Origin of the sequence: Nonomuraea sp. NPDC049625 (genome assembly GCF_040675285.1) — a bacterium.
Taxonomy (GTDB): domain Bacteria; phylum Actinomycetota; class Actinomycetes; order Streptosporangiales; family Streptosporangiaceae; genus Nonomuraea; species Nonomuraea angiospora_A.
The window spans coordinates 98,123-120,075 of the sequence record NZ_JBFAOQ010000003.1; the positions used below are offsets into that span (position 1 = coordinate 98,123).

The window sequence follows — 21,953 nt, forward strand, 5'->3', positions numbered from 1 at the left end:
AAATAGTTCCCAAGTGCCGAAACGCATGCTTGATCCATGAACGAACTGAAGAACCTGACCACCGGCCGCGTGCTCCTCCCCGGCGACGAGGGTTTCGACGAGGCGCGCAGGCCGTGGAACCTGGCCGTCGACCAGCGGGTGCGCGCGGTCGTCGAAGCGGCCGACGCCGACGACGTGGCGGCCGCGGTCGGCTACGCCCGCCTGAACGGGCTGGCGGTGACCGCGCAGCCGAGCGGCCACGGCGCCTCCGGCGACACCAAGGGCACGATCCTGCTGCGGACCGGCGGCCTGGGCGGAGTGGAGATCGACAACGGGGTGGCGCGCGTCGGCGCGGGTGTGAAGTGGGGCGAGGTGCTGGCGGCGGCGAGCCCGCTCGGGCTGACCGGCCTCGCGGGCAGCTCTCCCGTGGTCAGCGTGACCGGGTACACGCTGGGTGGCGGGCTGAGCTGGTTCAGCAGGAAGTACGGCTTCGCCGCCGACAGCGTGCGGGCCTTCGACGCGGTGGACGCCGGGGGCCGGCGGATCCGGGTGACGGCCGAGCGGGACCCCGAGCTGTTCTGGGCGCTGCGGGGCGGCGGCGGCGACTTCGCGGTCGTGACGGCGATGGAGTTCGATCTGCGGCCCGCCCCCTTCCTGTACGGCGGGCGGATCACGTGGCCGATCGAGCGGGCGCCCGAGGTGCTGGCCGCCTACCGCGAGGTCACCGCGACCGCGCCGGACGAGCTGACGGTCTGGTTCGACCTGCTGCAGATCCCCGGCGGGCCGGGGTTCGTCATGATCGACAGCACGTACCTGGGCCGGGACCCGGGCACGCTGCTGCGGCCCTTCGAGCTGATCGGCGGCGCACTCAGTGACAACCGGCGGCTGCTGCCGGTCGCCGAGCTGGGCTCCATCTGCGACGAACCCACCGATCCCCAGCCCGGCACCAGCCGGTGCGAGCTGCTGACCGGGCTCGACGACCAGGTGGCCGGCGTGCTGCTGGGCGAGCCGATCGACCCGATGATCAGCGTGCAGATCCGGCACCTGGGCGGCGCGCTGTCCAGGCCCGCCGACGGGGGCGGCGCCGCGGGGCACCTGGACGAGCCGTACCTGATCTACGCGATCGGCGCGCCCACCGAGGCCACGGCCGAGCGCCTGGAGCGGCTGGGCAAGGCGCTGGTGCCGTTCAGCAGCGGGCGCAGGCCGTACACGATGCTGCACGGCGGCGAGCAGGCCGCGGCGGCGTTCCCGAGCGAGTCGCTGGCCCGGCTCCGCGACCTCAAGCGCTCCCGCGACCCGCACGGCGTCATCCGAGCCAACTTCCCCGTGCTGGGGTAGAGCCGCGTTCCGGCGTGCGGGTCGCGGCGCCGCTCAGGGCCGGATCTGGTGCGTGATGGACGGGTCGGTGATCGCGGTGTCGGCGGCCAGGAGGAACGCCTTCGACAGGACGATCGACAACATGCCGCCGTCCTCCTCGAAGGGCAGGAAGACCGGGTCGCCGGAACCGCGGCGGGGGACGATGCACAGGTAGGCGTCGTTGGGTTCCATGAGGACGTTGCCCGAGCCGAGGTGGATCTTGTAGGTGCGCAGGTCACCGCGGACACGCAGGAACCGGTCGGCGATGGTGCAGCGGTCGGCGATGGCCAGGCGCGGCAACAGCCGGGTCAGCGCGTCACGGCGGATGCGGGCGGTCTCGGTCAGGTCGCCGAAGCCGTAGGACTGCCAGTACTCGCCGTCTCCCTCGGGGTCCAGGCCGGTGGAGGTGACGCCGACAGCCAGGTCGGCGTCACGCAGCGCCTCCGACAACGTCAACGGGGCCACCTCGGCCAGCGGGACTCGGCGCCCGCCGGCGTCGGTGAAGTGGAGATCGCCGCTGACGCAGATGGACACCGTGCCCAGGTCATCTCGCTCGAACGAGCCCTCATCCAGATGAAAGCCCCAGTGGGCGACCAGGCCGCCGGGGAGCTCCTTGGTGGCTTCGGCCTGGTCGGAGCCGTACTCCCAGCCCCAGTGGCCCAGTGACATCCCGGTCCAGCCGCGTCCGGTCAGCAACGCCTTCGCCTGACCGTAACGCAGCAGATGACCGGTGAAGCGGCGCGAGTGGTCGAGAGTCTCCTCTTCGGCGGGGGTGAGCAGGTAGACCTCGCGGAATGCCTGTTTGAACGGCTGGCGCAGGCCGTACTCCATGAGGTGGTCGCGCCAGGCGCGCACTTCTTCCATGCTGTGGGAGATGGGGTGCCAGAGGAGCACCGGGGTGTCAGAGTCGGGCTGGATGCGGCGCCCTGCCGGGTCGGTCAGCTCCCAGGTGCCGTCCACGAGCACCGGGCGCCCGGCCGGTCCCTGGAGGATCTCCCAGATCAAGGTCCTGCCCATGGAACCGGTGACCGGGTGGTCGAGGTAGTACTCGCACACCTCGCTCCAGCGCCAGATGCGTTCGGCGGCCAGTGCGCGCTCGATCCGGAAGCGCTCGGCCGGCAGGACCTTCTTGATCTCCTTGGCGGTGGCCTTGAGCTCGGCCAGCAGCTCCTTGTGCTCCTCGCGGACGGCCTTGGGGATCGTCTTGCGGATCTTGCCGGAGGGGTCGACGAAGCCCACGACGCCGTCGAGAGCCAACCGCAGGCCGTGTTCGGTACGGGTGCCGTCGGTGCCCAGCCCGAAGGCCGGGACCGTGCGCTCCAGCAGTTGCTCGGGCGACAGCCCGCTCTGCTCGGCGACCGCGTCCAAAGTCTTGGTCACGCCCGCCAGGATGGTCTTCTTGCGCACCTTGGCCTGCACCCGGGCCAGCTGGGCGACCACCTCCAGACCGCCGCGCCGGGCCAGCACCCCTATCGCGGCGTTGGCCAGCATCTCGCTGCGCGCGTTGGCACCGGAGCCGCCGATCCCGGTGCCGGTCGCCACGGCGACGTCGCCCAGCAGCGCGGTCACCCACGGCTTGTCGATCAGCTCGCAGGTCCACACCATGCCGCGCAGCGGTACGGCGGTGCGCTCGCGCAGGAAGACGGTCTCGGTCCACTCGCCGTCGCGGATGGGGTACCGGAGCGTGACCTCACGATGGGCGATGACCTGGCCGAGGATGTCTTTGATCAGTTCTGCGGCCTGCGGGGTCAGCAGCTCGGTAGCCCGTCTGGTCCACCTGGCGCTGGGTCTGGAGGCGGTGGCGGTGGTCCAGTGCCGCAGCAGTGGCAGGACCTCGGGAGCGGTGAGGCGGGTGGCGTGATCGGCGATCATCCGGGTGGCGAACGCGTCGTCCTCCCACATGATGTTGCGGACCGTGGCGCCGGGATCGCCGGCCTCCGGTTCGGTGAGCAGCGCCTCCAGCGGCTCGCGGAGGACCTCCCAGGCGGGCTTCCAGTACTGGGCGAACCACCTGGGCAGGGAGTTCAGCACGACGCGCCGCTCGTGGTAGGGAAGCCGGGCGGTGGCGGCCAGTGGCAGCCGGTACAGCTCGGCGTAGTTGGTGTGCCGCCAGGTCATCAGGCCGTTGGCCGCGCTCCACAGCTGGGTGACCACCGCCTTGGGAACCTCCGGCAGGTGGCCGATCACCTCGCGGATGACGTCGAGCCGGCGTTCGTCGTGATCGTGGCCGCCGTCCCAGCCGAGGCTGAGCCGCATCTGCGCCCACACGGCGAAGAGGCGTAACTCGCTCTCGTCGTACTCCGCGACCTTGAAGGCCTGATGAGCGGCGAAGGCGGAGTCGAACCGCTCGAACACCTCTTTGTGGTCATTGGCCAGATAGACGAAGTCGTAGTGGTTGTTGAGTGGAGAGTCCTTAAGAATGTCGTAGTTCACGTCAGCCCCCGACCAGGGTGACGAGCTTGACGAAGGACACCACCGGATCGACGGTCAGATCGATCCCGGTGTCCCGGTCCTCGATCTGACGGTCGCCCACCAGCAGCAGGAATCCGTTGCGGGCGAACGCGGCGTCGGCCTGCTTCTCCCAGTCCAGCCTGCGAGCGGTGCGCGTCTCCAGCTCCCGGCCTGTCGCCGTCTCATCGCGAAACATCACTGATGCCATCGAACGCCCTGTTTCTCGAAATGTCAGATGATGACGCCATCTATAGCAACGCAGGGCGACAAAACATCAGCGACAGTGGGCTCTGATGCTCTTCGAGATGTGGGCGCGAACCCGGACGTCTTAGAGGTCGCCGAAGTCACCGTGGCGGCCCGCGCCCGCGGCGAAGCGGGCGGCGCCGCCCACCGCGTCGGGCAGCGAGACGAGCCCGTGACGCAGCTCGTTCAGCATCGCCTCCTGCTCGCTCAGCCCTTCCTGCTCCAGCGCCGACATCCGGTCGCCGCGCAGGCAGGTCTGCGGGAAGCGGGCGATCTCGCGGGCCAGCTCCTCGGCCTGCCGCCGGGCCGTGCCGGTCGGCACGAGCCGGTTGGCCAGCCCCCACTCGTACGCCTCCCGCCCCTCGACGGGCCGGCCGGTGAGGATCATGTCCATCGCCCGGGAGGCGCCGACGAGGCGGGGCAGCCGTACGGTGCCGCCGTCGATGAGCGGCACCCCCCACCTGCGGCAGAACACCCCGAAGACCGCTCCCTCCTCGGCCACCCGCAGGTCGCACCAGAGGGCCAGCTCCAGCCCGCCCGCGACGGCGTGCCCGGCCACGGCGGCGATGACCGGCTTGGACAGGCGCATCCTGGTCGGGCCCATGGGCCCGTCGCCGTCCTCGCCGACGTGGTTGTCGAGTGCCTTGAGGTCGGCGCCGGCGCAGAACGTGCCGCCCTCGCCCCACAGCACCGCCACGGCGGCATCGGAGCCCTCGAAGTCACGGAACGCGGTCACCAGCGCGTCGGCCGTCTTGCGATCGACCGCGTTACGCGCCTCCGGCCTGCTGATCACCACGGTGGTGACCGGTCCCTCGCGCTCCACGCGTACGGTCATGCGGCCCTCCTCGGGGAAGTCCTCGGGGAACGGGCCGAGCGTACGTCCAAGCCGGGGTTCCCGGCCAGCAACTCACCGTCAGTGGTGGCCAAGAGACTCCAGACGGACAGGTTCCATCAAAGCGACCTGGGCACCCTCGAAGCCCGCCAGACGGATGGCGACGGTCGCTGCCGCCAACTGCCTTCCAAACAGCCGGCGTGAGGTCTTGGCGAAGCCGAACCGCGAAGTCGGTCGGCCGTTGCACCGGGTCGCGTTGGCTCGCATCGCGTGCGTCAGGGCGATCGGGCGCATGCTCGCCGAGCTGCTACGCGGAGCACGGCCTCGGCGGTCTTGATTCGGAATCTCGCAACAGGCCCAGCGGATGGTGGCAGAATGTGACCATGCGGCCACCCCAAGCGAAGTACTTCAACACCACCGGCCCGTGCGGCCCGCAGGACCACTACATGGTGCCTCCCGCGCAGCGGCTCCCGGAGGCACGGACGCTCATCGACATGGACCGCTACTTCGTGCTGCACGCGCCCCGGCAGACCGGGAAGACGACCGCGCTGCGCACCTTGGCGTCCGAGCTCACCGCCGAGGGCGACGTCGCCGCCCTGATGTTCTCCTGCGAGCGTGCCAAGGCAGCTCGTGACGACGTCGGCTGGGCGGAGTCGCTTCTGCTGGATTCCATCCGCGAGGCCGCCGAGCGGTCGGGATGGCCGGACGAGTTGCTGCCGCCGGATCCCTGGCCCCAGGTCACGCCGGGCAGTCGGTTCGGTGCGGCGCTGAGCGAGTGGTGCCACCGCTGCCCGCGCCGGGTGGTGCTGTTCTTCGACGAGATCGACGCCCTGCAGGGCACCGGCATGATCAGCATTCTCAGCCAGCTGCGTGACGGTCACAACGCGCGACACGAGGGCCGTCCCTTCCCCACGTCCGTCGTGCTGTGCGGGTTGCGCAACGTGCGTGACTACAAGGTCGCCTCGGGCCGCAATCCTGACGGGTCGAACCCGGCCAGCCCATTCAACATCATCGCCGAGTCGCTGCGCCTTGGCGACTTCACCGCCGATCACATCGCCGAGCTGTACGACCAGCACACGCAGGCGACCGGCCAGGAGTTCACCAAGGACGCGGTGGATCGGGTCTTCGAGCTGACCCAGGGACAACCGTGGCTGGTCAACGCCCTCGCCTATGAGATCACCTTCCGGATGAGGGCGACCGGCGCCATCACCGCCCGGCAGGTGGAGGAGGCCAAGGAGCGGTTGATCCGGGCGCGCGCCACCCATCTGGACGCCCTCGTGGCACGACTGCACGAGCCCCGGGTCAAGCGGGTGATGGAGCCCGTGGTCGCCGGGTCGTTCCCCAACGTCGATCCCACCTTCTCCGACGACCTCTCCTACGTCCGCGATCTGGGCCTGGTCAAGCAGAAACCTCCGCTGGAGGTGGCGAACCCGATCTATCGGGAGGTCATCCTGCGGGTGCTGGGAGATCCGTCGGAACAGTACGTGATGGCCGAGCCGCGCAGCTTCGTACTGCCGGACGGCCGTTTCGACCTGGACCGTCTGCTGAAGGAGTTCGTCGTGTTCTGGCGCGAGCACGGCGAGGTGCTCATCCGGCAGGAGGGCTACCACGAGGCCGCCTGCCAGATCATCCTCATGGCCTTCCTCCACCGGCTGGTCAACGGCGGAGGCTATCTCGACCGGGAGTACGCCGCGGGCACCAAGCGCCTGGACGTGCTGGTCCGCTGGCCCTACACCGGCCCGGAAGGCGAACGGCTGATGCAGCGCGAGGCGATGGAGCTGAAGGTCTGGCGGGCAGGCGGGGACGACCCGTTGCCCGACGGCCTCGCGCAGCTCGACCGGTATCTGGACCGGCTCAGCCTCGACACCGGCGTGCTGGTGGTCTTCGACCGGCGCCCAGAGGCCCTGCCCTGGAAGGAGCGAGGCCATTTCAAGCAGGCGCCAACGCCGTCCGGCCGCCAGGTCACCGTCCTGCGAGTGTGACGGGTGCCCGAGTCTCCGGCAAGAGCCGATCCCGCGGTTGAAGACCATGGCGATGGATGAGATACACCGCAGCCCTGCCCCGGGACCCGGTGGCCCGCCTCGACCGCCGTCTTCGCCTGCCGAGCCGCCCTCCGATGTCCAAGCGCGACCGATCCGCGATCTTGGCTGCTCCCGCCGTACAGCTCAGCGCCCTGCCGCCTGGCTCGCGGCCTGCGCGATTGGATCAACCCGCGGCGAGTGTCTGAAGCAGACGGCTGGAAGGCGCTGATATCCGCGCGGGCGAAGGCGATCTCCGCCATGCCGTTGTGACCTTGCTGCTTCAGCCACTCGGTGGGCGCCCTTTCCACGTCGTTGCTGGAGCGGCGGCAGTTCACCGGCCTGGCGTTGCCCTCCGGGTGGCGGACACACCTGCTCGAACACAGGCGTATTCGCCGTCGAGGGCCGGTCCTCGCGCTCGCCACAGGACTGCTCACGACCCAGGTCGTGACCGCCGGCGTCACCCGCGGGTGGGCTCACCTGGGTGGGGACACTCAGTAGCTTGACACCGCGTGGATGGACTGGACCCGGGACGGTGGCAGGACCTGGCTCCAGTGCGGCCCGTTCGAGGTGAGCTCCAGCGGGCAGACCAGGACCAGCGCCGCACAGCGCACCAGCGTGCTTGAGGTGGGGCCGCCACGACCCGCCCTCCATTCGCTGCACGAATTGGTGGTGATCGCCGGCTGGGGTGAGCGGACCCACCCCAGCGGTCGTCAGAGCGTGACAGCCCCCGAAACGAGCTCGTCGAACAGCTCCGAGCCCTCCGCCGGGCGGTCGATGCCGCGCAGCGGGCCGTGATCCACGAGGTGGGCCTCGGCGTAGAGCCGGGCCACCAGCGCCTTGCGGCCGTCGTCGAGCCCCCAGGCGGCCTGGTCCTCCAGGAGGGCGGCGGCGTACACGTCGGCCATGAACTGCGCCAGCGGATACAGCCGCTCCTCCGCCACCGAGGGCTCCAGCGCGGCCCACGCCGTGACGGCCTTGGCGAGGTCGTCGATACGGGCGTGGACCAGGTCGGAGGTGGCCAGGTCGCGCAGGCGGTCGAGGAAGGGCAGGTGGGCCTGCTCCTTCACCATGGCCCGCCGGACGTCGAGGCAGAGGATGTTGTCGCCGCCCTCCCAGATCGGGTTGACCTGGGCGTCGCGCAGGAGGCGGGCCACCGGCCACTGCTCGATGTAGCCGTTGCCCCCGTGCACCTCGATCGCGTCGCTCGCCGCCGTCACGCCGAGGCGGGCGGCGCGCAGCTTGATCAGGGCGGGGGCGATGCGCAGGCGGGGGCCGGCGAGGCCGTCGAAGGCGAGCGCCTGGGCGGCCTCGACCTCGACGATCAGCTCGCTCAGCTTGCGGCGCATGAGCGGCTGCTCGATGAGCGGCCGTCCGAACGCCTCGCGGGACCGGGCGTAGCAGATCGACTCCACGAGCGCGCGCCTGGCCACGCCGACGCCCATCATGGCCACGCCGAGCCTGGAGGCGTTGGTGAGCTTCATCATGGTCCCGAGCCCGGAGCCGGAGCTCTCTCCCGAGAGCGGAAAGGCCTCCGCGTCGCTGAACTCGACCTCCGCCGACGCGACCGAACGGGTGCCGAGCTTGTCCTTGAGCCGCCGGATCCGCACGCCGTTGCGGCTTCCGTCCCGCCGGTCCCACAGCACGAGGAACGGCGACACGTTCCCGTCAGGGCGCCTGGCCAGCACCACGAACGCGGATCCGTTGGCGTTGGAGGCGAACCACTTGAAGCCCGTCAGCAGCCACGCGTCGCCCGCGGGCTCCGCCGTGGCCTCCAGCGCGGCCAGGTCGGAGCCGCCCGTCCGCTCGGTGAACATCTGAGCGGCCTCGCCGGAGTAGTAGCCGTTGGCGAAGATCTCTCGCACCCGATCGCGTACGTCCTCGGGCGCGTACTTCTCGGCGAGGGAGACCACCATGTCCCCTCCGGTGCCGAGCGCGCAGCCCATCCCGATGTCGGCCTGATCGAGCAGGTACGTCCAGGCGGCGGCGAGCGCGGCCGGGTTCGCCCCGTGGGCCCGGGCCTCGGCGGCGAAGGACGGAGAGGTGAAGTTGTCCTCCATGAGCGCCCGCCGGGCCGCGTGGAACGACGGCGGCATGACGACCTCGCTGACGTCCCTGCCCCACTTGTCGTACTTCTCCAGCCGCGGCGGGTTGCGGTCGGTCTCCTCGGCGCACTCGGCCACGAGCCCGCCCATCAGCGCGCCCAGCCGGTCCAGGCGCGGCTCCGCCCAGGCGAAGCCCTCGCCCAGGTGGCGCCGCATGAGCAGGCGCAGCGTGGGATCGCAGGTCCACCAGTTGCGCCCGGCGGCGCCCTGGTAGCGCTCGGTGGCGTAACGGTCGCTGCGGTCGAAAGGTTCGATGAGATAGCGCCCCATACTCGCGAGTGTTACATATACTCGACACGCGATGGAAGAGCGTAACACCCTGAGCGCCAGATCGGCCGTGCTGAGCGCGCTGCTGGGCAGCCACCCGCCGCGGCTGCCGGCCCGGCAGCTGGTGCGCATCGGCGCGCTGTTCGGCATCGCCGAGGGCACCGTACGGGTGGCGCTGTCGCGCATGGTCGCGGCCGGCGACCTCCTCCAGGACGGCCGCTTCTACACGCTGTCGGAGCGGCTCGCCGAGCGCCAGGCCAGGCAGGACGAGAGCCGCGACCCGCACACCAGGCCGTGGGACGGCACGTGGGAGGTCGCCGTGGTCACGGCGGAGCGGCGCGCGCCCGCCGACCGGGCCGCGTTCCGGACCATGATGACCGCGCTGCGCCTGGCCGAGCTGCGCGAGGGCACCTGGATGCGGCCCGCCAACCTGGTGCGCGCGTGGCCGGAGGCCGTCACGGCGCAGTGCACGCTGATCGACGGCCGCCCGCACGACGACCCCACTCCCCTGCTGTGGGACCTGGACGGCTGGGCGGCCGAGGCCCGCAAGCTGGAGCGGGCCCTCGACCGCGCCTTTGACCGGGCCGGCGGCCTGGCCGAGGGCTTCCTGGTCTCGGCCGCCGTGCTGCGCCACCTCCTGGCAGACCCGCTGCTCCCGCGGGAGCTGCTGCCGACCGGCTGGCCGGGCGCGGAGCTGCGCGCCCGCTACGACGACTTCGACCGCCACTACCGCGAGGTGCTGTACGAGCACCTCAAGGACTGAAAACCGTCAGAGGGGCACGCCGAAGATGATCCGGCGGTTCCTGAACTCGGTGACGCTCCACAGCTTGCCGCCCTGCACCGTCAGGTCCTCCGGCCCGATGGGGAATCCCCGCGTCTCCAGCTTGCCGTCGGTCTGGACGAGCAGCTTGCCGTTGGCGTTCGCGCCGGCCGCCTGGCTCAGGTACCACTTGCCGCCCCACGAGATGGCCCCCTGGATCTTGGGCTGTCCCATCACGAAGGCGTCCTCGGGCTCGCCTCCGGCCAGGCCCAGGGGCCAGCGGCCCACCCAGCCGCCCGGGTCGTTCTCGCGGTACTCGCCGGTGACCAGCCGCGGCGTGCCGCCGCTGCGGTCGATCGAGACGAACGAGAAGAGCGGCCCCGGCTTCGCGACCTTCCAGAAGTCGGTCTGCGGCATCACGTACCGGTAGCCGAAGGCGTGGAACTTGCCGCCCTGCCGCCCGACCCGCGTGGGGTCGCCCAGGTCGTTCTGGGCGGTACGCAGGTCGAGCACATGCTTCAGGTCGAAGACGCGCAGCCCCCGCTTGGTGTCGGCGATGTAGACCAGGTCGCCGTCGCACGCGATGCCGCCCGCGTGGATGTTGATGGGCCCGTACGAGCCATCAGGCTTCGCCTCGACCAGCAGCGCATGCTGATATTTCAGGGTCTTGGGGCTGAGAAAGGACACCCTGATGCCCCGCTCACCCACCTCCGGCTTGAAATACCAGGATGCCAGGAACGCCGGCACCCCGATGGAGCCCGACTCGTCCGAGCAGGTCAGCCCCTGCGGGTACCAGTCGACCGTGTCCTGGTCCTTGATGTCGAACGCGTACCACTCGGACGGTTTCGGGCTCATCGCCCCGAGCGCGCCCGATGCCCCCTTGCGGATCGCCGTCCTGTTCGCCTGCGCCAGCACCGCCTCGACACCGGCGCCGCCGATCTCCCCCGCCAGCCTCGCCGCCCCTTCGGCCAGGTCGCCCGTTTCCCTGCGCAAGGCGAAAGGTGCCTTGTTCGTGGGTACCATCCCCGTTGCCGCCATAACTTCCTCGCTTTGCCGTCCCTTGACCTAGTTTGACGGACGGAGTGCGATAGAAGTTTGCCTTCAGGGCCACAAATGCACCGGAAGTCCCGACAGTGACAGCTCACGGTAACGCTGTACGAGTCGTTCCCTGTCGCCCTGGAAACGTTCCAGAGCCTCCCGCTGCCAGGCCGCGCCCGTGCGGCGCAGCCGGGTGCGCTGCGCGATCACGTCCAGCGCGCCGTCGGCGTCCGACGGCGTCACCCCCGCCGCGAGCAGCCCTTCCCGCGCCTCGGGCAGCAGGCGGAGCACCAGGTCGGCGGCCTCGAAGTCGACGTCGGAGCCGGGCCAGGAGAGCTTGGCGTCCAGCCCGTGCATGGCGGCGCGGTAGAAGTTCTGGTACGCCTCCCCGAACCGGAAGCCGGTCAGGTCACGCTCCGCCTGCGACAGCGTGAGCCCGAGCAGGAACGCGGTGTTGGCCGCCATGTCCGCGCACGACGGGCCCGCCGGCAGCGCCCGCATCTCGATCCGCAGGTGACCGCCGTCGGCCGGGTCGTAGACGGGCCGGTTCCACTGCCAGATCGTGCCCTGGTGCAGCCGCAGCTCCGGCACCTCGTACGGCTCCGCGTCGTCCCTCAGATCGGGCACCACGGGGTCGTAGTCCCGCACGTACCGCTCGAACAGCTCATACGCCCCCTCACGCACCCAGTCGGAGCCGAACGTGACCCGCCCGTCCCTGCGCTCGCGCCGCTGCACGTCCCGGTCGTCGGCGGCCTCCTCCATCAGCGCGATGCGCGTCTCCTCCCACAGCCGCCTGCCGAGGAAGAACGGCGAGTTCCCGCAGGCGGCCAGCACCGGGCCGATGGCGAGCTGGGCGGCGTTGAACAGCCGGGCGAAGCGGTCGGGCGGCGTGCGGATGTGCACCTGCCAGGAGGTGTTGGCACTCTCGAGGATCACGTCCTCCACCGACAGCTCCAGGTCGTCGATCTTGACCAGGAACGGCTCCAGCCGCAGCCGCCTGATGCCCCTGCTCATCGCCCGGTAGCGGTTCTGGTCGCTCATCGCGCCGACCGTGAAGTCCTCGGCGTCGAGCGTGGGCAGGATGCCGATGGGCAGCGCGCCCCCGCCCTCCACCGCCCCGTCCACCTTCACGATCGTCTCCTGAACCTCGCCGCTCAGCCGCTCGAAGGGCCGCCCGGCCAGCGGCGTCGGGGTCAGGTTCACCTCGACGTTGTAGCGGCCCAGCTCCAGCACCACGCGGGGGTCGCCGAGGGCTTCGAGCACCTGGCTGTTGCGGGGCAGCGGCCGGCCCCGCTCGTCGATCAGGAACAGCTCCAGCTCGGCCCCGACCGTCGCCGGGCCCTGGCCGAAGCCGGGGGTGGCGAGCAGCTCGCGCAGGACGCCGAGCTGCTCCCGGATCCGCTCCCCGAAGGCGGCGTACTCCGCCTCGGAGAAGCGCTCCTTATCTAGATCTCGTCCCATCACCCCCTTCTGTCCTATTCACCAGGCTTGACACATCACCAATGGATAGATCCCCTGTCCTCCAGGAACGCCCCGGTGGGGCCGTCGGCGTCGAGGGTCGCGAGCCGCACGGCGATGGCCGCCCCCTGCTCGGCGGTCTGGAACCCGCTGTGCCCGTTGAGGTCGGTGGCGCAGTAGCCGGGGTTGGCCGCGTTCACCTTGATCGGGGTGTCGATCAGCTCCTTGGCGTAGCTGACGGTGACCATGTTGAGCGCGGTCTTGGAGGAGTTGTAGGGCATGATGTTGACGTCCCAGAAGGGGCTCTCCCGGTCCATCGCCATGGTCAGCGAGCCCAGCTCGGACGTCATGTTCACGATCCGGCCGGCCTCCGACTCCCGCAGCAGCGGCAGCATCGCGTTGGTGACCGTCACCACGCCGAACACGTTCGTCTCGTAGACCTCCCTGAGCACCCCGGCGGGGGTGGCGCTGGGACTCGGGTCCATGAAGCCGCCGGTGATCCCGGCGTTGTTGACCAGGATGTCCAGCCGGCCGTACTCCTGATCGACCCACTTCGCGGCGGCGGCCACGCTCGCCTCGTCGGTCACGTCGAGCCGCACGTACGGCTGCCCCAGCCGCTCCGCGGCGGCCCGCCCGCGCTCCTCGTCGCGCGCCGCCACGATCGTGGTGACACCCTGCTCGGCCAGCAGCCGCGCGATCTCGTAGCCGATCCCCTTGTTGGCGCCCGTGATGAGGGCAATCTTCGTCATGCGTCCACGTTCGCCCAGGTCACAGCGGGTCCGGGAGAGGTCTGGAGAGGCTGGTATCACCGGTACCACCCAAGCGCGGCCGGACATCACTGAGGATGGAGGCATGAACCGCGACGAACTCGCCGACTTCCTGCGCGTCAGGCGCGCCCGTGTCACCCCCGCCGAGGTGGGCCTGCCGGGCGGCGAGCGGCGCCGCACGCCGGGCCTGCGCAGGCAGGAGGTCGCGCAGCTCGCCGGCATGTCGATCGACTACTACATCCGGCTGGAGCAGGGCCGGGGCCCGCACCCGTCCAGACAGGTGCTCAACGCGCTGGCCAGGGCGCTCATGCTGGGCCGGGACGAGCGCGCCCACCTGCTCCACCTGGCCGGACACGCGGTGGAGACGCCCCGGATCAGGGAGGACGTGCCCGAAAGCCTGCTGCACCTGATCGGGTTCATGGAGGAGGTCCCCGCGTACGTGCTGGACGCCAGGTACGACATCCGCGCCTGGAACCCCCTGGCCAGCGTGCTCATGGGCGGCCTCGACACCGTGAGCCCGGACGACCGCAACGTCATCCGCTGGGTCTTCATGTCCCCCGACATCGCCGAGTACCTCAGCGACGAGGAGAAGGGCCGCTTCGCCCGCTCCTCCGTCGCCGACCTGCGCGCCGCCGCGGGCCGCTACCCCGACGACCGCAAGATCCAGGCGCTGGTGGCCGAGATGCTCGCGCTCAGCCCGCACTTCGCCGAGCTGTGGGCCAGGTACGAGGTCGAGATCCGCAGGGAGCAGCGCAAACAGGTCACGCATCCGCTGGTCGGCACCATCGACGCGATCTGCCAGGTCATGCCCGTGCCCGACCGCGACGACCTCCGCCTCGTCCTCTACACCACCGAACCCGGTTCACCCTCCCACCAGGCCTTGCGCGACCTGCGGCAACTGACCCTAAGCTCATGAGATGCGAGCGGTTGCGTTTGACATCTTCGGCGGTGAGCTCGACGTGCGCGAGCTGCCCGACCCGTCCCCCGCCCCGCACGGAGCGGTGATCAGGGTCGAGGCGACGGGGCTGTGCCGGTCCGACTGGCACGGCTGGCAGGGGCACGACCCCGACATCAAGGTCCTGCCCCACGTGCCGGGCCACGAGCTGGCGGGCGTCGTCGAGGCGGTCGGCTCCGACGTGCGCGGCTGGCTGCCGGGGGCGCGGGTGACGGTCCCGTTCATCTGCGCCTGCGGCTCGTGCCCGTCGTGCGCCACCGGCGACCAGCAGGTGTGCGAGCGGCAGACGCAGCCCGGCTTCACCCACTGGGGCTCGTTCGCCGAGTACGTGGCCATCGACCACGCGGACGTCAACCTGATCGCGATCCCCGAGGACATGGACTACGCCACGGCGGCCGGGCTCGGCTGCCGCTTCGCCACCGCCTTCCGCGCCGTGGCGCAGGTCGGCGAGGTGCGGCCGGGCGAGTGGGTCGCGGTGCACGGGTGCGGCGGCGTGGGCCTGTCGGCCGTGATGATCGCGACGGCGGCCGGGGCCCGCGTGGTGGCCGTGGACATCAGCACCGACGCGTTGCACCTGGCGGAGCGGGCGGGCGCCACGCACTTCGTCAACGGTTCGGCCGGGGACGTGGCGGCCCAGGTCAGGGAGCTGACCAGGGGCGGCGCCCACGTGTCGATCGACGCGCTGGGCAGCCCGCAGACCTGCGCCGCCTCCATCGAGAGCCTGCGCCGCAAGGGCCGCCACGTTCAGGTGGGGCTGCTGCCGGGAGGGCCGACGCCGGTGCCGATGGGCCGCGTGATCAGCCATGAGCTGCGGCTGCTGGGCAGCCACGGCATGGCCGCGCACGCGTACCCGCCGATGCTGGAGATGATCAGGGCCGGGATCCTCCATCCCGACCAGCTCGTCACCCGCACGATCGGGCTGGCCGACGCCGGCAAGGCGCTGGCCTCGATCGGCTCGGTGCCGGGCGTCACGATGATCACTCCTCGAGCTCCACTCTGAGCGTCCTGAGCACGAGCGCCAGCATGGTGTAGTGGGCCACCAGCACGACCAGCTCGATCCGGCCCGGCTCGTCGTAGCGGTCGCAGAGCGCCGTCCAGGTGGCGTCGGTCAGGTCGCCGATGGAGTGGAGGTCGTCGGCGACCTGGAGGATGAGCTGGTCCTCGACCGGCCAGAGGGCGTCCGGGTGGCTCACCGAGGCGATCTCCAGGTCGGTGAGCCCGGCCGCGCTGCCCAGGCGCGCGTGGTGGGCCCACACGTAGGCGCTGCCGGTGTGGTAGGCGGTGCGCAGGATGGCCAGCTCCCGGTCGCGGGCGGGCAGCGTGCCGTCGAGCAGCGCGCCGCCGAAACCCAGCCACTCCTTGTAGAGCGCGGGGTGGCGGGCCAGCGTGGTGAACACGTTCTGCGGGTTCGCCTTCGTGAAATCGTCCCATTCTTCGGGCGGGAGGGGGCGTACGCGTGGTTCCATGTCCATGACCATTCCACAAAAGCGCATGTTTGGCCTGACGGTTATTTGGCAGGACTTTTCACATCTGGGTCAATAAGTCAGGATTAGGAAGCCCGCAGACGTTGCAAGCCGGCCGACCGCAAGGACGCATGGTGATTCGAACGTTGCTCGCTGAGGACATGAACCTGGTACGCGGGGCGATCGTGGCGCTGCTGGCTTATGAGGAAGACATCGAGGTCGTGGCCGAGGTCTCCAGGGGAGATCGCATCCTGGCCGCGGCCAGGGCCACCCGGCCCGACGTCGCCGTCATCGACATCGCGTTACCCGGCAAGGACGGGCTCACCGCCGCCGGCGAGCTGCACGCGAAGCTGCCCGAGTGCGGGGTGCTCATCCTGACCGGCGTGGGCACGCCGGGCCTGCTCAAGCAGGCGCTCGACGTGCACGTACGGGGCTTCATGGCCAAGGACGCCCCGCCCGACCGGCTGGCGGACGGGATCCGCCGGGTGGCCGAGGGAGAGCGGGTCATCGACTCGGAGCTGGCCATCGCGGCCATGCGGCCGCCCGAGGCGCCGCTGACGCCGCGCGAGCTGGACGTGATCGGGGCCGCCGCGGACGGGGCGTCGATCGGGGAGATCGCGGCGTCGCTGTTCCTGTCGGAGGGCACGGTACGCAACTACCTGTCCAAGACGACGGCCAAGCTGGGTGCCCGCAGCAGGATCGACGCCATCCGCATCGCCAGGGAGTCAGGCTGGATCTAGGCCGATCACCTCCAGGCCCGTGTGCGCGGCCAGGAAGGCGAGGGCGTCCGCCGCCAGCGCGACCGACCTGCTGGCCGCCCGCGCGCCGTGGCCCACGTCCGGCTCGTGCCGGAGCAGGATCGGCCGGTCCCCGCCGGCCGCCCACTGCAGGGCGGCGCACATCTTGCGCGCGTGCATCGGATCGACCCGCGTGTCGGCCGCCGAGACCGTGAACAGCGTCGCCGGGTAGTCCGTCCCCTTTCTGACGTGGTGGTAGGGCGAGTAGGCGAGCAGCCAGCCGAGCTGTTCGGGGTCGTCGGGGTCGCCGTACTCGCCGGTCCAGGAGGGGCCGAGGCCGCCGAGGTGGTAGCGGGCCATGTCGAGCAGGCCCGCCGAGCACACCGCCGCCGCGAACAGGCCGGGCCGCTGGGTGAGGGCCGCGCCGACGAGGAGGCCGCCGTTCGACTCGCCCCAGATGCCGAGCCGCCCGGGGGTCGTCCAGCCGTCGGCGATGAGCTTGCCGGCGGCGGCCGCGAAGTCGTCGAAGACGTTCTGCTTGCGCTCCAGCATGCCGTCCCGGTGCCACTCCTCGCCCTCCTCGCCGCCGCCTCTGAGGTTGGCGACGGCCAGCACGCCGCCCGCCTCGACCCAGGCCAGGGAGTCGGCGGCGTAGCCGGGCCGCAGGGGGATGCCGAAGCCGCCGTACCCGGTGAGGATCGTGGGACGGGGGCCGCCCGCCGACGGGCCCGCCACCACGACCATGCGGACGCGGGTGCCGTCGGCCGAGGCGTACTCGATGTGGTGGCTGCGCACGGCGGGCCGGCTCACGCGGCCCGGCGGGGCCGACCAGAGGGTGGTCTCGCCGGTGCGGACGTCGTGGCGCCAGACCTCGGGGGGCGTGACGGCGTCGGTGTAGGCGAACCACACCTCGGAGCCGCCGCCGGGGCGCGAGGTCAGCGAGGCGATCGTGCCGCTGCCGGGCAGCGGCACGGAGCCCAGCCGCTCCCCCGTGCGGGCGTGGTGGACGGCGATCTCCCCCACGGCGTGGCGGGTCCGGGCGACGAGCAGCCGGTCGCCGTCGAGCACGGTGAACGCGCCCAGCACCGCCTCCGGGTCCTCGGGGATCAGCTCCCGCCACGCGCCGGGCTCCGCCGGATCGGCCACGCAGAGCCTGCGCCGCGGCGCGTCCCGGTCGGTGACCAGGTAGAGGCGGCCGTCGCAGGCCACCGCGGCGGCCAGGGCGTCCGGTACGGGGCGGGGCTCGCCCCGGCCGCCCGGCTCGGCGAGCCAGAGCGAGCCGCCGGCCGAGATCGTCAGCCAGCGGCCGTCGGCGCTGATCTGCACGCCGTACCGGACCGGCCCCCGCGTGAAGACGGGGACGTCCGCCGCGTCGCCGATCGTGTGCAGGTAGACGCCCTCGTGGAAGCGCACGTAGTAGAAGGCCGCGCCGCCCGGCAGCCAGGCGACCGCGGAGTAGCGGCAGCCGCCGATGGGCCCGTCCACGACGGCCCCGGTGTCGACGTCCCTGACGTACAGGTCCGCCTTCTCGTCGCCCCGGCGCGAGATCTGGTACGCCAGCAGGCGCCCTTCCAGATCGGGCTGCCAGTCGTCCAGGGTCGTGAGGCCCGTGGGGTCGAGGTCCATGGGGTCGAGGACGACGCGGTCGCCGCAGTGGAGGACCGGGTGTTCCTGGGAAGTGGTCTGGCGCAGGTGGAAGCTCCGGTCGCCGCGCCAGACCGGCGGGGTGACCAGGCCCGTCTCCCTGAGCTCGGTGAGCCGGGCGAGGAAGCGCTCGCGCTGGGGCAACCGGGCGGCGCTGTCGTGCCACAGCCGGTCCTGCTCGGCCAGCCAGGCCTTGGTGGCGGGGTCGTCGGGGTCTTCGAGCCCGCGGTACGGGTCGTCGATCTCACCTGGCGTCGAGCTGCCGGGGAGGCGCTCGGCGCGCGGATACTTGTCCAGAAATTTCATGACACGGGCTCCGGGTGCCAGTGGCCGGCCAGGTCGGCGTAGAGCGGAGAGGTCCTGATCAGTTCGTCGTGGGTGCCGATGGTCACCCGGGTTCCGTCCATGAGGAGGATGCGGCGGGCGCGCAGCGCGGACGTGAGGCGGTGCGCGACGACGACGAGCGTGCCGCCGCGCCGCGCGAACGCGCTCTCCGCACGTGCTTCGGCGGCGGGGTCGAGGTGGCAGGTGGCCTCGTCGAGGATGACCAGGGGGGCGGGGGTGAGGTAGGCGCGGACGAGCGCGATGAGCTGGCGCTGCCCGGCCGACAGCGCCGCCGGGTCGAGGCGGGCCTCGTAGCCGCCCAGCTCGTCCACCAGCTCGCGGGCGCCGACGGCCGTGACGGCCTCGTCCAGCTTCCCGGCGAGATCGGGGGCGTCCGGCGTGCCGAGGGCCATGAGGTTCTCCATGAGGGTGCCGCGGAAGACGTACGCCTCCTGGGGGATCAGCACGCGGGCGGCGGGGTCGAGCCGGTCGGCGGGGACGCCGCCGACCAGCGCCTCGCCCGTATCGGGCTGGAGCATGCCGCTGACCAGGGCCGCGAGCGTGGACTTGCCGGCGCCGCTGGGCCCCACGACCGCGAGGTGGTCACCCTCGGGGATGGTGAGGTCCAGGCGGTCGACGACGGGGGCCGAGTGCGGGCCGTACGCGAAGGTGACGGCGGAGAGCCGCACGTCGCAGGCGCTGGGGCGGATCCGGGGCCGGGGCGGCCCGATGGACGGCCCGATGGGCGGGGCGGACGCGGCGATGCGGCCGAGCGTGGCGGCCAGCCGGATGCCGCTGACGCCGAGGCCCTGCACGAGGCCGCCGAGCGCGGGGGCCAGGGACTGCGTGACGTACGCGAGCGTGCCGGCGATCACGCCGGGGCCGAGGCCGCCGTCCAGCAGCCGTGGGGTGCCGGCCAGCACGAGAACGACCGGCAGCCAGCCGCCCACGGCCAGGGCCGCGGTGCGGGCGGCGGTCACCCGGGCGAGCGCGCGGGCGGCGGCGGCCTGCGCGCGGACCTGGCGATCCAGCCGCGCGGCCACGGGTTCGCGCAGGCCGCACGCCTCGATGTCGCGCAGGCCACCCGCCGTGGCCGTCATCTCGTCGGCCAGCCGTTCGTCGGCCAGCAGGAACGCCCGCTGCCTGCGTGCGAGGGCGGGCAACGAGGCCAGGAACAGCCCGAGCCCGATCGCGAACGGCGGCAGCACGAGCGCGAGCGCCTGCGGGGCCAGCGTCGCCAGGCCCAGCACCACGCCGGCCACCGTGAACACGAACCCCCTGACGGTCGTGACCACGGCCGCGAAGGCGTCCCTGGCCAGCTCGACCTGGAGCGTCGCCCTGGCCACCGCGGCGCTGTCGCGGCTCGCGCCCCGGTTCAGGGTCCCCTCGACGACGTGCGTCAGGAGGTCGTCCCTGAACGGCTCCGCCACCGCCGCGACCCCCAGCACGACCTGCCGCGCGGCCACCGCCCCGGCCAGCCACGCGACGCCGAGCGCGGCCAGCCACGCCAGCCCGGTCGCGGGTTCGGCCCTGGCGAACCCGTCCTCGATGGCGCGGGCGACGGCGTGCCCGATGAGGAACGCGGGCGCCGCCTCGAGCACGGACCAGAACCCGATCGCGGCCAGCCGCCGCGGCTCCCGCCCCAAGGCCCGCCAGAACACACCCCGCGCCGCCTGCCGCCGTCGGACGAGCGCCTTCATGGGGTCGCTCCCTGGAAGACGGCCCGGTAGGCCGGGTCCCGCCACAGCACGTCGTGCGGCCCCCGGGCGCGCACCCTCCCGCCCTCCAGCCAGACGACCTGGTCGGCGCGGGCGGCCGTGGCGAGCCGGTGGGCCGCGATCAGCCGGGTACGGCCCCGCCGATCGGTGGTGAGCGCCCGGCCGACCTCGCGCTCCGTCACGGTGTCGAGGCTGGAGGTGGCGTCGTCGAGCACCAGCAGCCGCTCCCCCTGCGCGAACGCCCTGGCCAGGCCGATCCGCTGCCGCTCGCCACCGGACATCGGGGCCTCGCGCAGGGGTGTGCCGTAGCCGAGCGGCAGCCGCCGGACGAACGCGTCCGCGCACGCCGCCTTCGCCGCCTCGACGGCAGGGGGCCCGGCGGCCGCCGTGATGGCCTCCGCCACGGTCTCACCCACCAGGACCGGGCGTTCGAAGGCGTACCCGATGGCCCTGCGCAGCTCCTCCCGCGACAGCTCCCGCAGCGGGACCCCGTCGAGCAGGACCGTGCCCCGCTCCGGGTCGGTCAGGCGGCCCGCCAGGGCGGCCAGCAGGGACTTGCCCGCGCCGGACCGCCCGACGACGGCGGTCACCGAGCCCCCGGGCAGCGTGAGGTCGCCGACGGTCAGGCCGTCCACCGCCACGTCGCGGAACTCGACCGTGCCCCGACCGGGCGGGAGTGTCCGCGTGCCGTGCGCGACGGGGGCGAGTTCGAAGATCTCGGCCACCCGTCCGGCTGCCGCCCGGGCCCGGGCCAGCCCGCCGACGTAGCCCAGGGAGGTGCTCAGGGACGCCCCGAGCACGGCGTAGCGGGCGGCGGCGTACAGCTCTCCGACCGTGAGCCGGCCGGAGGCGAGCATGAACCCCCCGACGATCAGCACCGCCACCTCCAGCAGCGGCACCACGAGCCCCGACTGGACCGCGGCCCCGGCGTTGGCCCGCCACAGCGACATGCCGTGGGCCCGCAGCCGGGGCAGCGGCTCCAGGACGCGCCGCGCCTCCTGGGCGGCGGTCCCCGCCGCGGCGATCGTGCGCGCCCCCTCCATGGCGTCCACGAGCCGGGCGGCGATCTCCCCCTGCACCTCCTGGTACCCGCCCGAGATCACCGTCGTCGCGCGGAGGAAGGCGCGCAGCACGAACAGGATGACGACGATGCCCACCCCGAGCGTCAGCGTCAGGACGGGCGCGATGAGCGTGAGCGCGACGAGCGCGCCCGCCGTGGGCACGAGCAGCGCGAGCGCGCCGGTCACCGTCTCGGGGGCCCGGCCCGCCTCCTCGGCGTTCAGTCCGGCCCGGGTGACCAGCTCGCCTTCCGGGAAACGCCGGGTGGCGCCCGGCCCGGCGCCGAGCACGTGGCGCAGGACGCCCAGCCGCAGCCTGGCCGCGGCGAACGCGCCGCAGGCGCCGCGGGCCCAGACGCCGAGGCTCTCGCAGAGCACGACGGCGGCGACAGCATAAGCGGAGAGCGCCAGCCAGGACGAGCCGTCCGGCCGGCGCAGGACGAAGGCGTCCACGGTGCGCCCGACGAGGTACGGGACCGCCAGCTCACCGGCCGCGCCCACGAGCGCCGTGACGGCCAGGACAGCGGGCCAGGGGCCGCTGCGCCGTACCGTGCCGATCACCAGCCGGTCTCCCGCTAGCACCCGATGCCTCCTTGAAGTCGGCGTCCCCGCGCCGTGTGACACGGCGCGGGGACCGATATAGCGGATCAGTGGCAAAGCGCGACACTGAGGTTGCTGGGCTTGCCAGAGTGACACGAGAGAACCGTCAGCGTGCTGCCACCACTGGCGACGTCGCTGGCCGCGGGCGCCTCGAGACCCTGCAGGTCGAGAAGAACCATC

Annotated in this window: 18 protein-coding genes; 6 read left to right on the forward strand and 12 right to left on the reverse strand. The window is 72.0% G+C overall.

Translation table 11 applies throughout. From position 1 onward, the window contains the following. Nucleotides 1–36 precede the first annotated feature (36 nt). Nucleotides 37–1,317, forward strand: a complete 1,281-nt coding sequence (locus AB0J87_RS14005) for an FAD-binding oxidoreductase (RefSeq protein ID WP_363965247.1) — start codon at nucleotides 37–39, stop codon at nucleotides 1,315–1,317. 33 nt (nucleotides 1,318–1,350) lie between these two features. Here the strand turns inward: AB0J87_RS14005 and AB0J87_RS14010 are convergent, their stop codons facing one another. The 3 genes from AB0J87_RS14010 to AB0J87_RS14020 all read right to left on the reverse strand — a co-directional run bounded on the left by AB0J87_RS14010 (nucleotide 1,351) and on the right by AB0J87_RS14020 (nucleotide 4,864). After that, nucleotides 1,351–3,768 (reverse strand): DUF4132 domain-containing protein, encoded by a 2,418-nt coding sequence (locus AB0J87_RS14010; RefSeq protein WP_363965249.1) that lies wholly within the window; start codon nucleotides 3,766–3,768, stop codon nucleotides 1,351–1,353. Between the two features lies 1 nt (nucleotide 3,769). After that, a complete protein-coding gene (locus AB0J87_RS14015) occupies nucleotides 3,770–3,982 on the reverse strand; it encodes a hypothetical protein (protein ID WP_363966584.1) in 213 nt (70 codons plus the stop codon). Nucleotides 3,983–4,114: 132 nt separating this feature from the next. Next, nucleotides 4,115–4,864, reverse strand: a complete 750-nt coding sequence (locus tag AB0J87_RS14020; RefSeq protein WP_363965251.1) for a crotonase/enoyl-CoA hydratase family protein — start codon at nucleotides 4,862–4,864, stop codon at nucleotides 4,115–4,117. 380 nt (nucleotides 4,865–5,244) lie between these two features. Here AB0J87_RS14020 and AB0J87_RS14025 point away from each other — a divergent pair, with 380 nt between their 5' ends. Beyond that, entirely contained in the window at nucleotides 5,245–6,843 is a 1,599-nt protein-coding gene (locus tag AB0J87_RS14025) for an AAA family ATPase (protein ID WP_363965253.1), read from the forward strand. Nucleotides 6,844–7,592: 749 nt separating this feature from the next. Here the strand turns inward: AB0J87_RS14025 and AB0J87_RS14030 are convergent. Beyond that, nucleotides 7,593–9,254 carry an acyl-CoA dehydrogenase family protein gene (locus AB0J87_RS14030; RefSeq protein WP_363965255.1) on the reverse strand — a complete coding sequence of 554 codons (1,662 nt, stop codon included), beginning with the start codon at nucleotides 9,252–9,254 and terminating at the stop codon, nucleotides 7,593–7,595. A 31-nt stretch (nucleotides 9,255–9,285) separates the two neighbouring features. On the opposite strand from AB0J87_RS14030, the gene AB0J87_RS14035 reads away from it, so the two are divergent. After that, nucleotides 9,286–10,014 carry a PaaX family transcriptional regulator C-terminal domain-containing protein gene (locus AB0J87_RS14035; RefSeq protein WP_363965257.1) on the forward strand — a complete coding sequence of 243 codons (729 nt, stop codon included), beginning with the start codon at nucleotides 9,286–9,288 and terminating at the stop codon, nucleotides 10,012–10,014. A 6-nt stretch (nucleotides 10,015–10,020) separates the two neighbouring features. Here AB0J87_RS14035 and AB0J87_RS14040 read toward each other — a convergent pair whose 3' ends face one another. The 3 genes from AB0J87_RS14040 to AB0J87_RS14050 all read right to left on the reverse strand — a co-directional run bounded on the left by AB0J87_RS14040 (nucleotide 10,021) and on the right by AB0J87_RS14050 (nucleotide 13,256). Beyond that, nucleotides 10,021–11,004 (reverse strand): hypothetical protein, encoded by a 984-nt coding sequence (locus tag AB0J87_RS14040; protein WP_363965259.1) that lies wholly within the window; start codon nucleotides 11,002–11,004, stop codon nucleotides 10,021–10,023. Nucleotides 11,005–11,112: 108 nt separating this feature from the next. Then, nucleotides 11,113–12,510 carry a glutamate--cysteine ligase gene (locus tag AB0J87_RS14045; protein WP_363965261.1) on the reverse strand — a complete coding sequence of 466 codons (1,398 nt, stop codon included), beginning with the start codon at nucleotides 12,508–12,510 and terminating at the stop codon, nucleotides 11,113–11,115. A gap of 35 nt (nucleotides 12,511–12,545) precedes the next feature. Continuing rightward, complete coding sequence (locus tag AB0J87_RS14050) at nucleotides 12,546–13,256, reverse strand: SDR family oxidoreductase (RefSeq protein ID WP_363965263.1); 711 nt, start codon at nucleotides 13,254–13,256, stop codon at nucleotides 12,546–12,548. Nucleotides 13,257–13,359: 103 nt separating this feature from the next. Between AB0J87_RS14050 and AB0J87_RS14055 the strand changes: the two genes are divergently transcribed. Next, on the forward strand, nucleotides 13,360–14,190 hold the full coding sequence (locus AB0J87_RS14055) for a helix-turn-helix transcriptional regulator (RefSeq protein WP_363965265.1): 831 nt from the start codon (nucleotides 13,360–13,362) through the stop codon (nucleotides 14,188–14,190). Nucleotide 14,191: 1 nt separating this feature from the next. Further along, on the forward strand, nucleotides 14,192–15,229 hold the full coding sequence (locus AB0J87_RS14060) for a zinc-dependent alcohol dehydrogenase family protein (RefSeq protein ID WP_363965267.1): 1,038 nt from the start codon (nucleotides 14,192–14,194) through the stop codon (nucleotides 15,227–15,229). On the opposite strand, the gene AB0J87_RS14065 is transcribed toward AB0J87_RS14060, so the two are convergent. Then, the gene (locus tag AB0J87_RS14065) at nucleotides 15,207–15,701 is read right to left on the reverse strand and encodes a carboxymuconolactone decarboxylase family protein (protein WP_363965269.1); all 495 of its coding nucleotides are present in this window, start codon (nucleotides 15,699–15,701) and stop codon (nucleotides 15,207–15,209) included. The two genes, AB0J87_RS14060 and AB0J87_RS14065, sit on opposite strands and share 23 nt — an antisense overlap. Before the next feature lie 125 nt (nucleotides 15,702–15,826). Here AB0J87_RS14065 and AB0J87_RS14070 point away from each other — a divergent pair, with 125 nt between their 5' ends. Further along, complete coding sequence (locus tag AB0J87_RS14070; protein WP_350723215.1) at nucleotides 15,827–16,432, forward strand: response regulator transcription factor; 606 nt, start codon at nucleotides 15,827–15,829, stop codon at nucleotides 16,430–16,432. On the opposite strand, the gene AB0J87_RS14075 is transcribed toward AB0J87_RS14070, so the two are convergent. The 4 genes from AB0J87_RS14075 to AB0J87_RS14090 all read right to left on the reverse strand — a co-directional run bounded on the left by AB0J87_RS14075 (nucleotide 16,418) and on the right by AB0J87_RS14090 (nucleotide 21,952). Next, nucleotides 16,418–18,379 (reverse strand): prolyl oligopeptidase family serine peptidase, encoded by a 1,962-nt coding sequence (locus tag AB0J87_RS14075; protein WP_363965271.1) that lies wholly within the window; start codon nucleotides 18,377–18,379, stop codon nucleotides 16,418–16,420. The genes AB0J87_RS14070 and AB0J87_RS14075 overlap by 15 nt on opposite strands. Further along, nucleotides 18,376–20,097 carry an ABC transporter ATP-binding protein gene (locus AB0J87_RS14080; RefSeq protein ID WP_363965273.1) on the reverse strand — a complete coding sequence of 574 codons (1,722 nt, stop codon included), beginning with the start codon at nucleotides 20,095–20,097 and terminating at the stop codon, nucleotides 18,376–18,378. Before AB0J87_RS14080 ends, AB0J87_RS14075 begins: the two co-directional genes overlap by 4 nt. Then, a complete protein-coding gene (locus AB0J87_RS14085) occupies nucleotides 20,094–21,755 on the reverse strand; it encodes an ABC transporter ATP-binding protein (RefSeq protein ID WP_363965275.1) in 1,662 nt (553 codons plus the stop codon). Before AB0J87_RS14085 ends, AB0J87_RS14080 begins: the two co-directional genes overlap by 4 nt. 65 nt (nucleotides 21,756–21,820) lie before the next feature. Then, entirely contained in the window at nucleotides 21,821–21,952 is a 132-nt protein-coding gene (locus AB0J87_RS14090) for a SapB/AmfS family lanthipeptide (RefSeq protein ID WP_103955008.1), read from the reverse strand. Nucleotide 21,953: the final 1 nt, after the last annotated feature.

Excerpts from the sequence above, each read along its gene's own strand:
- AB0J87_RS14025 (WP_363965253.1), top strand. The coding sequence starts at position 5,245 with ATGCGGCCACCCCAAGCGAAGTACTTCAACACCACCGGCCCGTGCGGC.
- AB0J87_RS14080 (WP_363965273.1), bottom strand. The coding sequence starts at position 20,097 with ATGAAGGCGCTCGTCCGACGGCGGCAGGCGGCGCGGGGTGTGTTCTGG.
- AB0J87_RS14060 (WP_363965267.1), top strand. The coding sequence starts at position 14,192 with ATGCGAGCGGTTGCGTTTGACATCTTCGGCGGTGAGCTCGACGTGCGC.
- AB0J87_RS14090 (WP_103955008.1), bottom strand. The coding sequence starts at position 21,952 with ATGGTTCTTCTCGACCTGCAGGGTCTCGAGGCGCCCGCGGCCAGCGAC.
- AB0J87_RS14075 (WP_363965271.1), bottom strand. The coding sequence starts at position 18,379 with ATGAAATTTCTGGACAAGTATCCGCGCGCCGAGCGCCTCCCCGGCAGC.
- AB0J87_RS14045 (WP_363965261.1), bottom strand. The coding sequence starts at position 12,510 with ATGGGACGAGATCTAGATAAGGAGCGCTTCTCCGAGGCGGAGTACGCC.
- AB0J87_RS14005 (WP_363965247.1), top strand. The coding sequence starts at position 37 with ATGAACGAACTGAAGAACCTGACCACCGGCCGCGTGCTCCTCCCCGGC.
- AB0J87_RS14035 (WP_363965257.1), top strand. The coding sequence starts at position 9,286 with ATGGAAGAGCGTAACACCCTGAGCGCCAGATCGGCCGTGCTGAGCGCG.
- AB0J87_RS14065 (WP_363965269.1), bottom strand. The coding sequence starts at position 15,701 with ATGGACATGGAACCACGCGTACGCCCCCTCCCGCCCGAAGAATGGGAC.
- AB0J87_RS14020 (WP_363965251.1), bottom strand. The coding sequence starts at position 4,864 with ATGACCGTACGCGTGGAGCGCGAGGGACCGGTCACCACCGTGGTGATC.
- AB0J87_RS14030 (WP_363965255.1), bottom strand. The coding sequence starts at position 9,254 with ATGGGGCGCTATCTCATCGAACCTTTCGACCGCAGCGACCGTTACGCC.
- AB0J87_RS14015 (WP_363966584.1), bottom strand. The coding sequence starts at position 3,982 with ATGTTTCGCGATGAGACGGCGACAGGCCGGGAGCTGGAGACGCGCACC.
- AB0J87_RS14050 (WP_363965263.1), bottom strand. The coding sequence starts at position 13,256 with ATGACGAAGATTGCCCTCATCACGGGCGCCAACAAGGGGATCGGCTAC.
- AB0J87_RS14055 (WP_363965265.1), top strand. The coding sequence starts at position 13,360 with ATGAACCGCGACGAACTCGCCGACTTCCTGCGCGTCAGGCGCGCCCGT.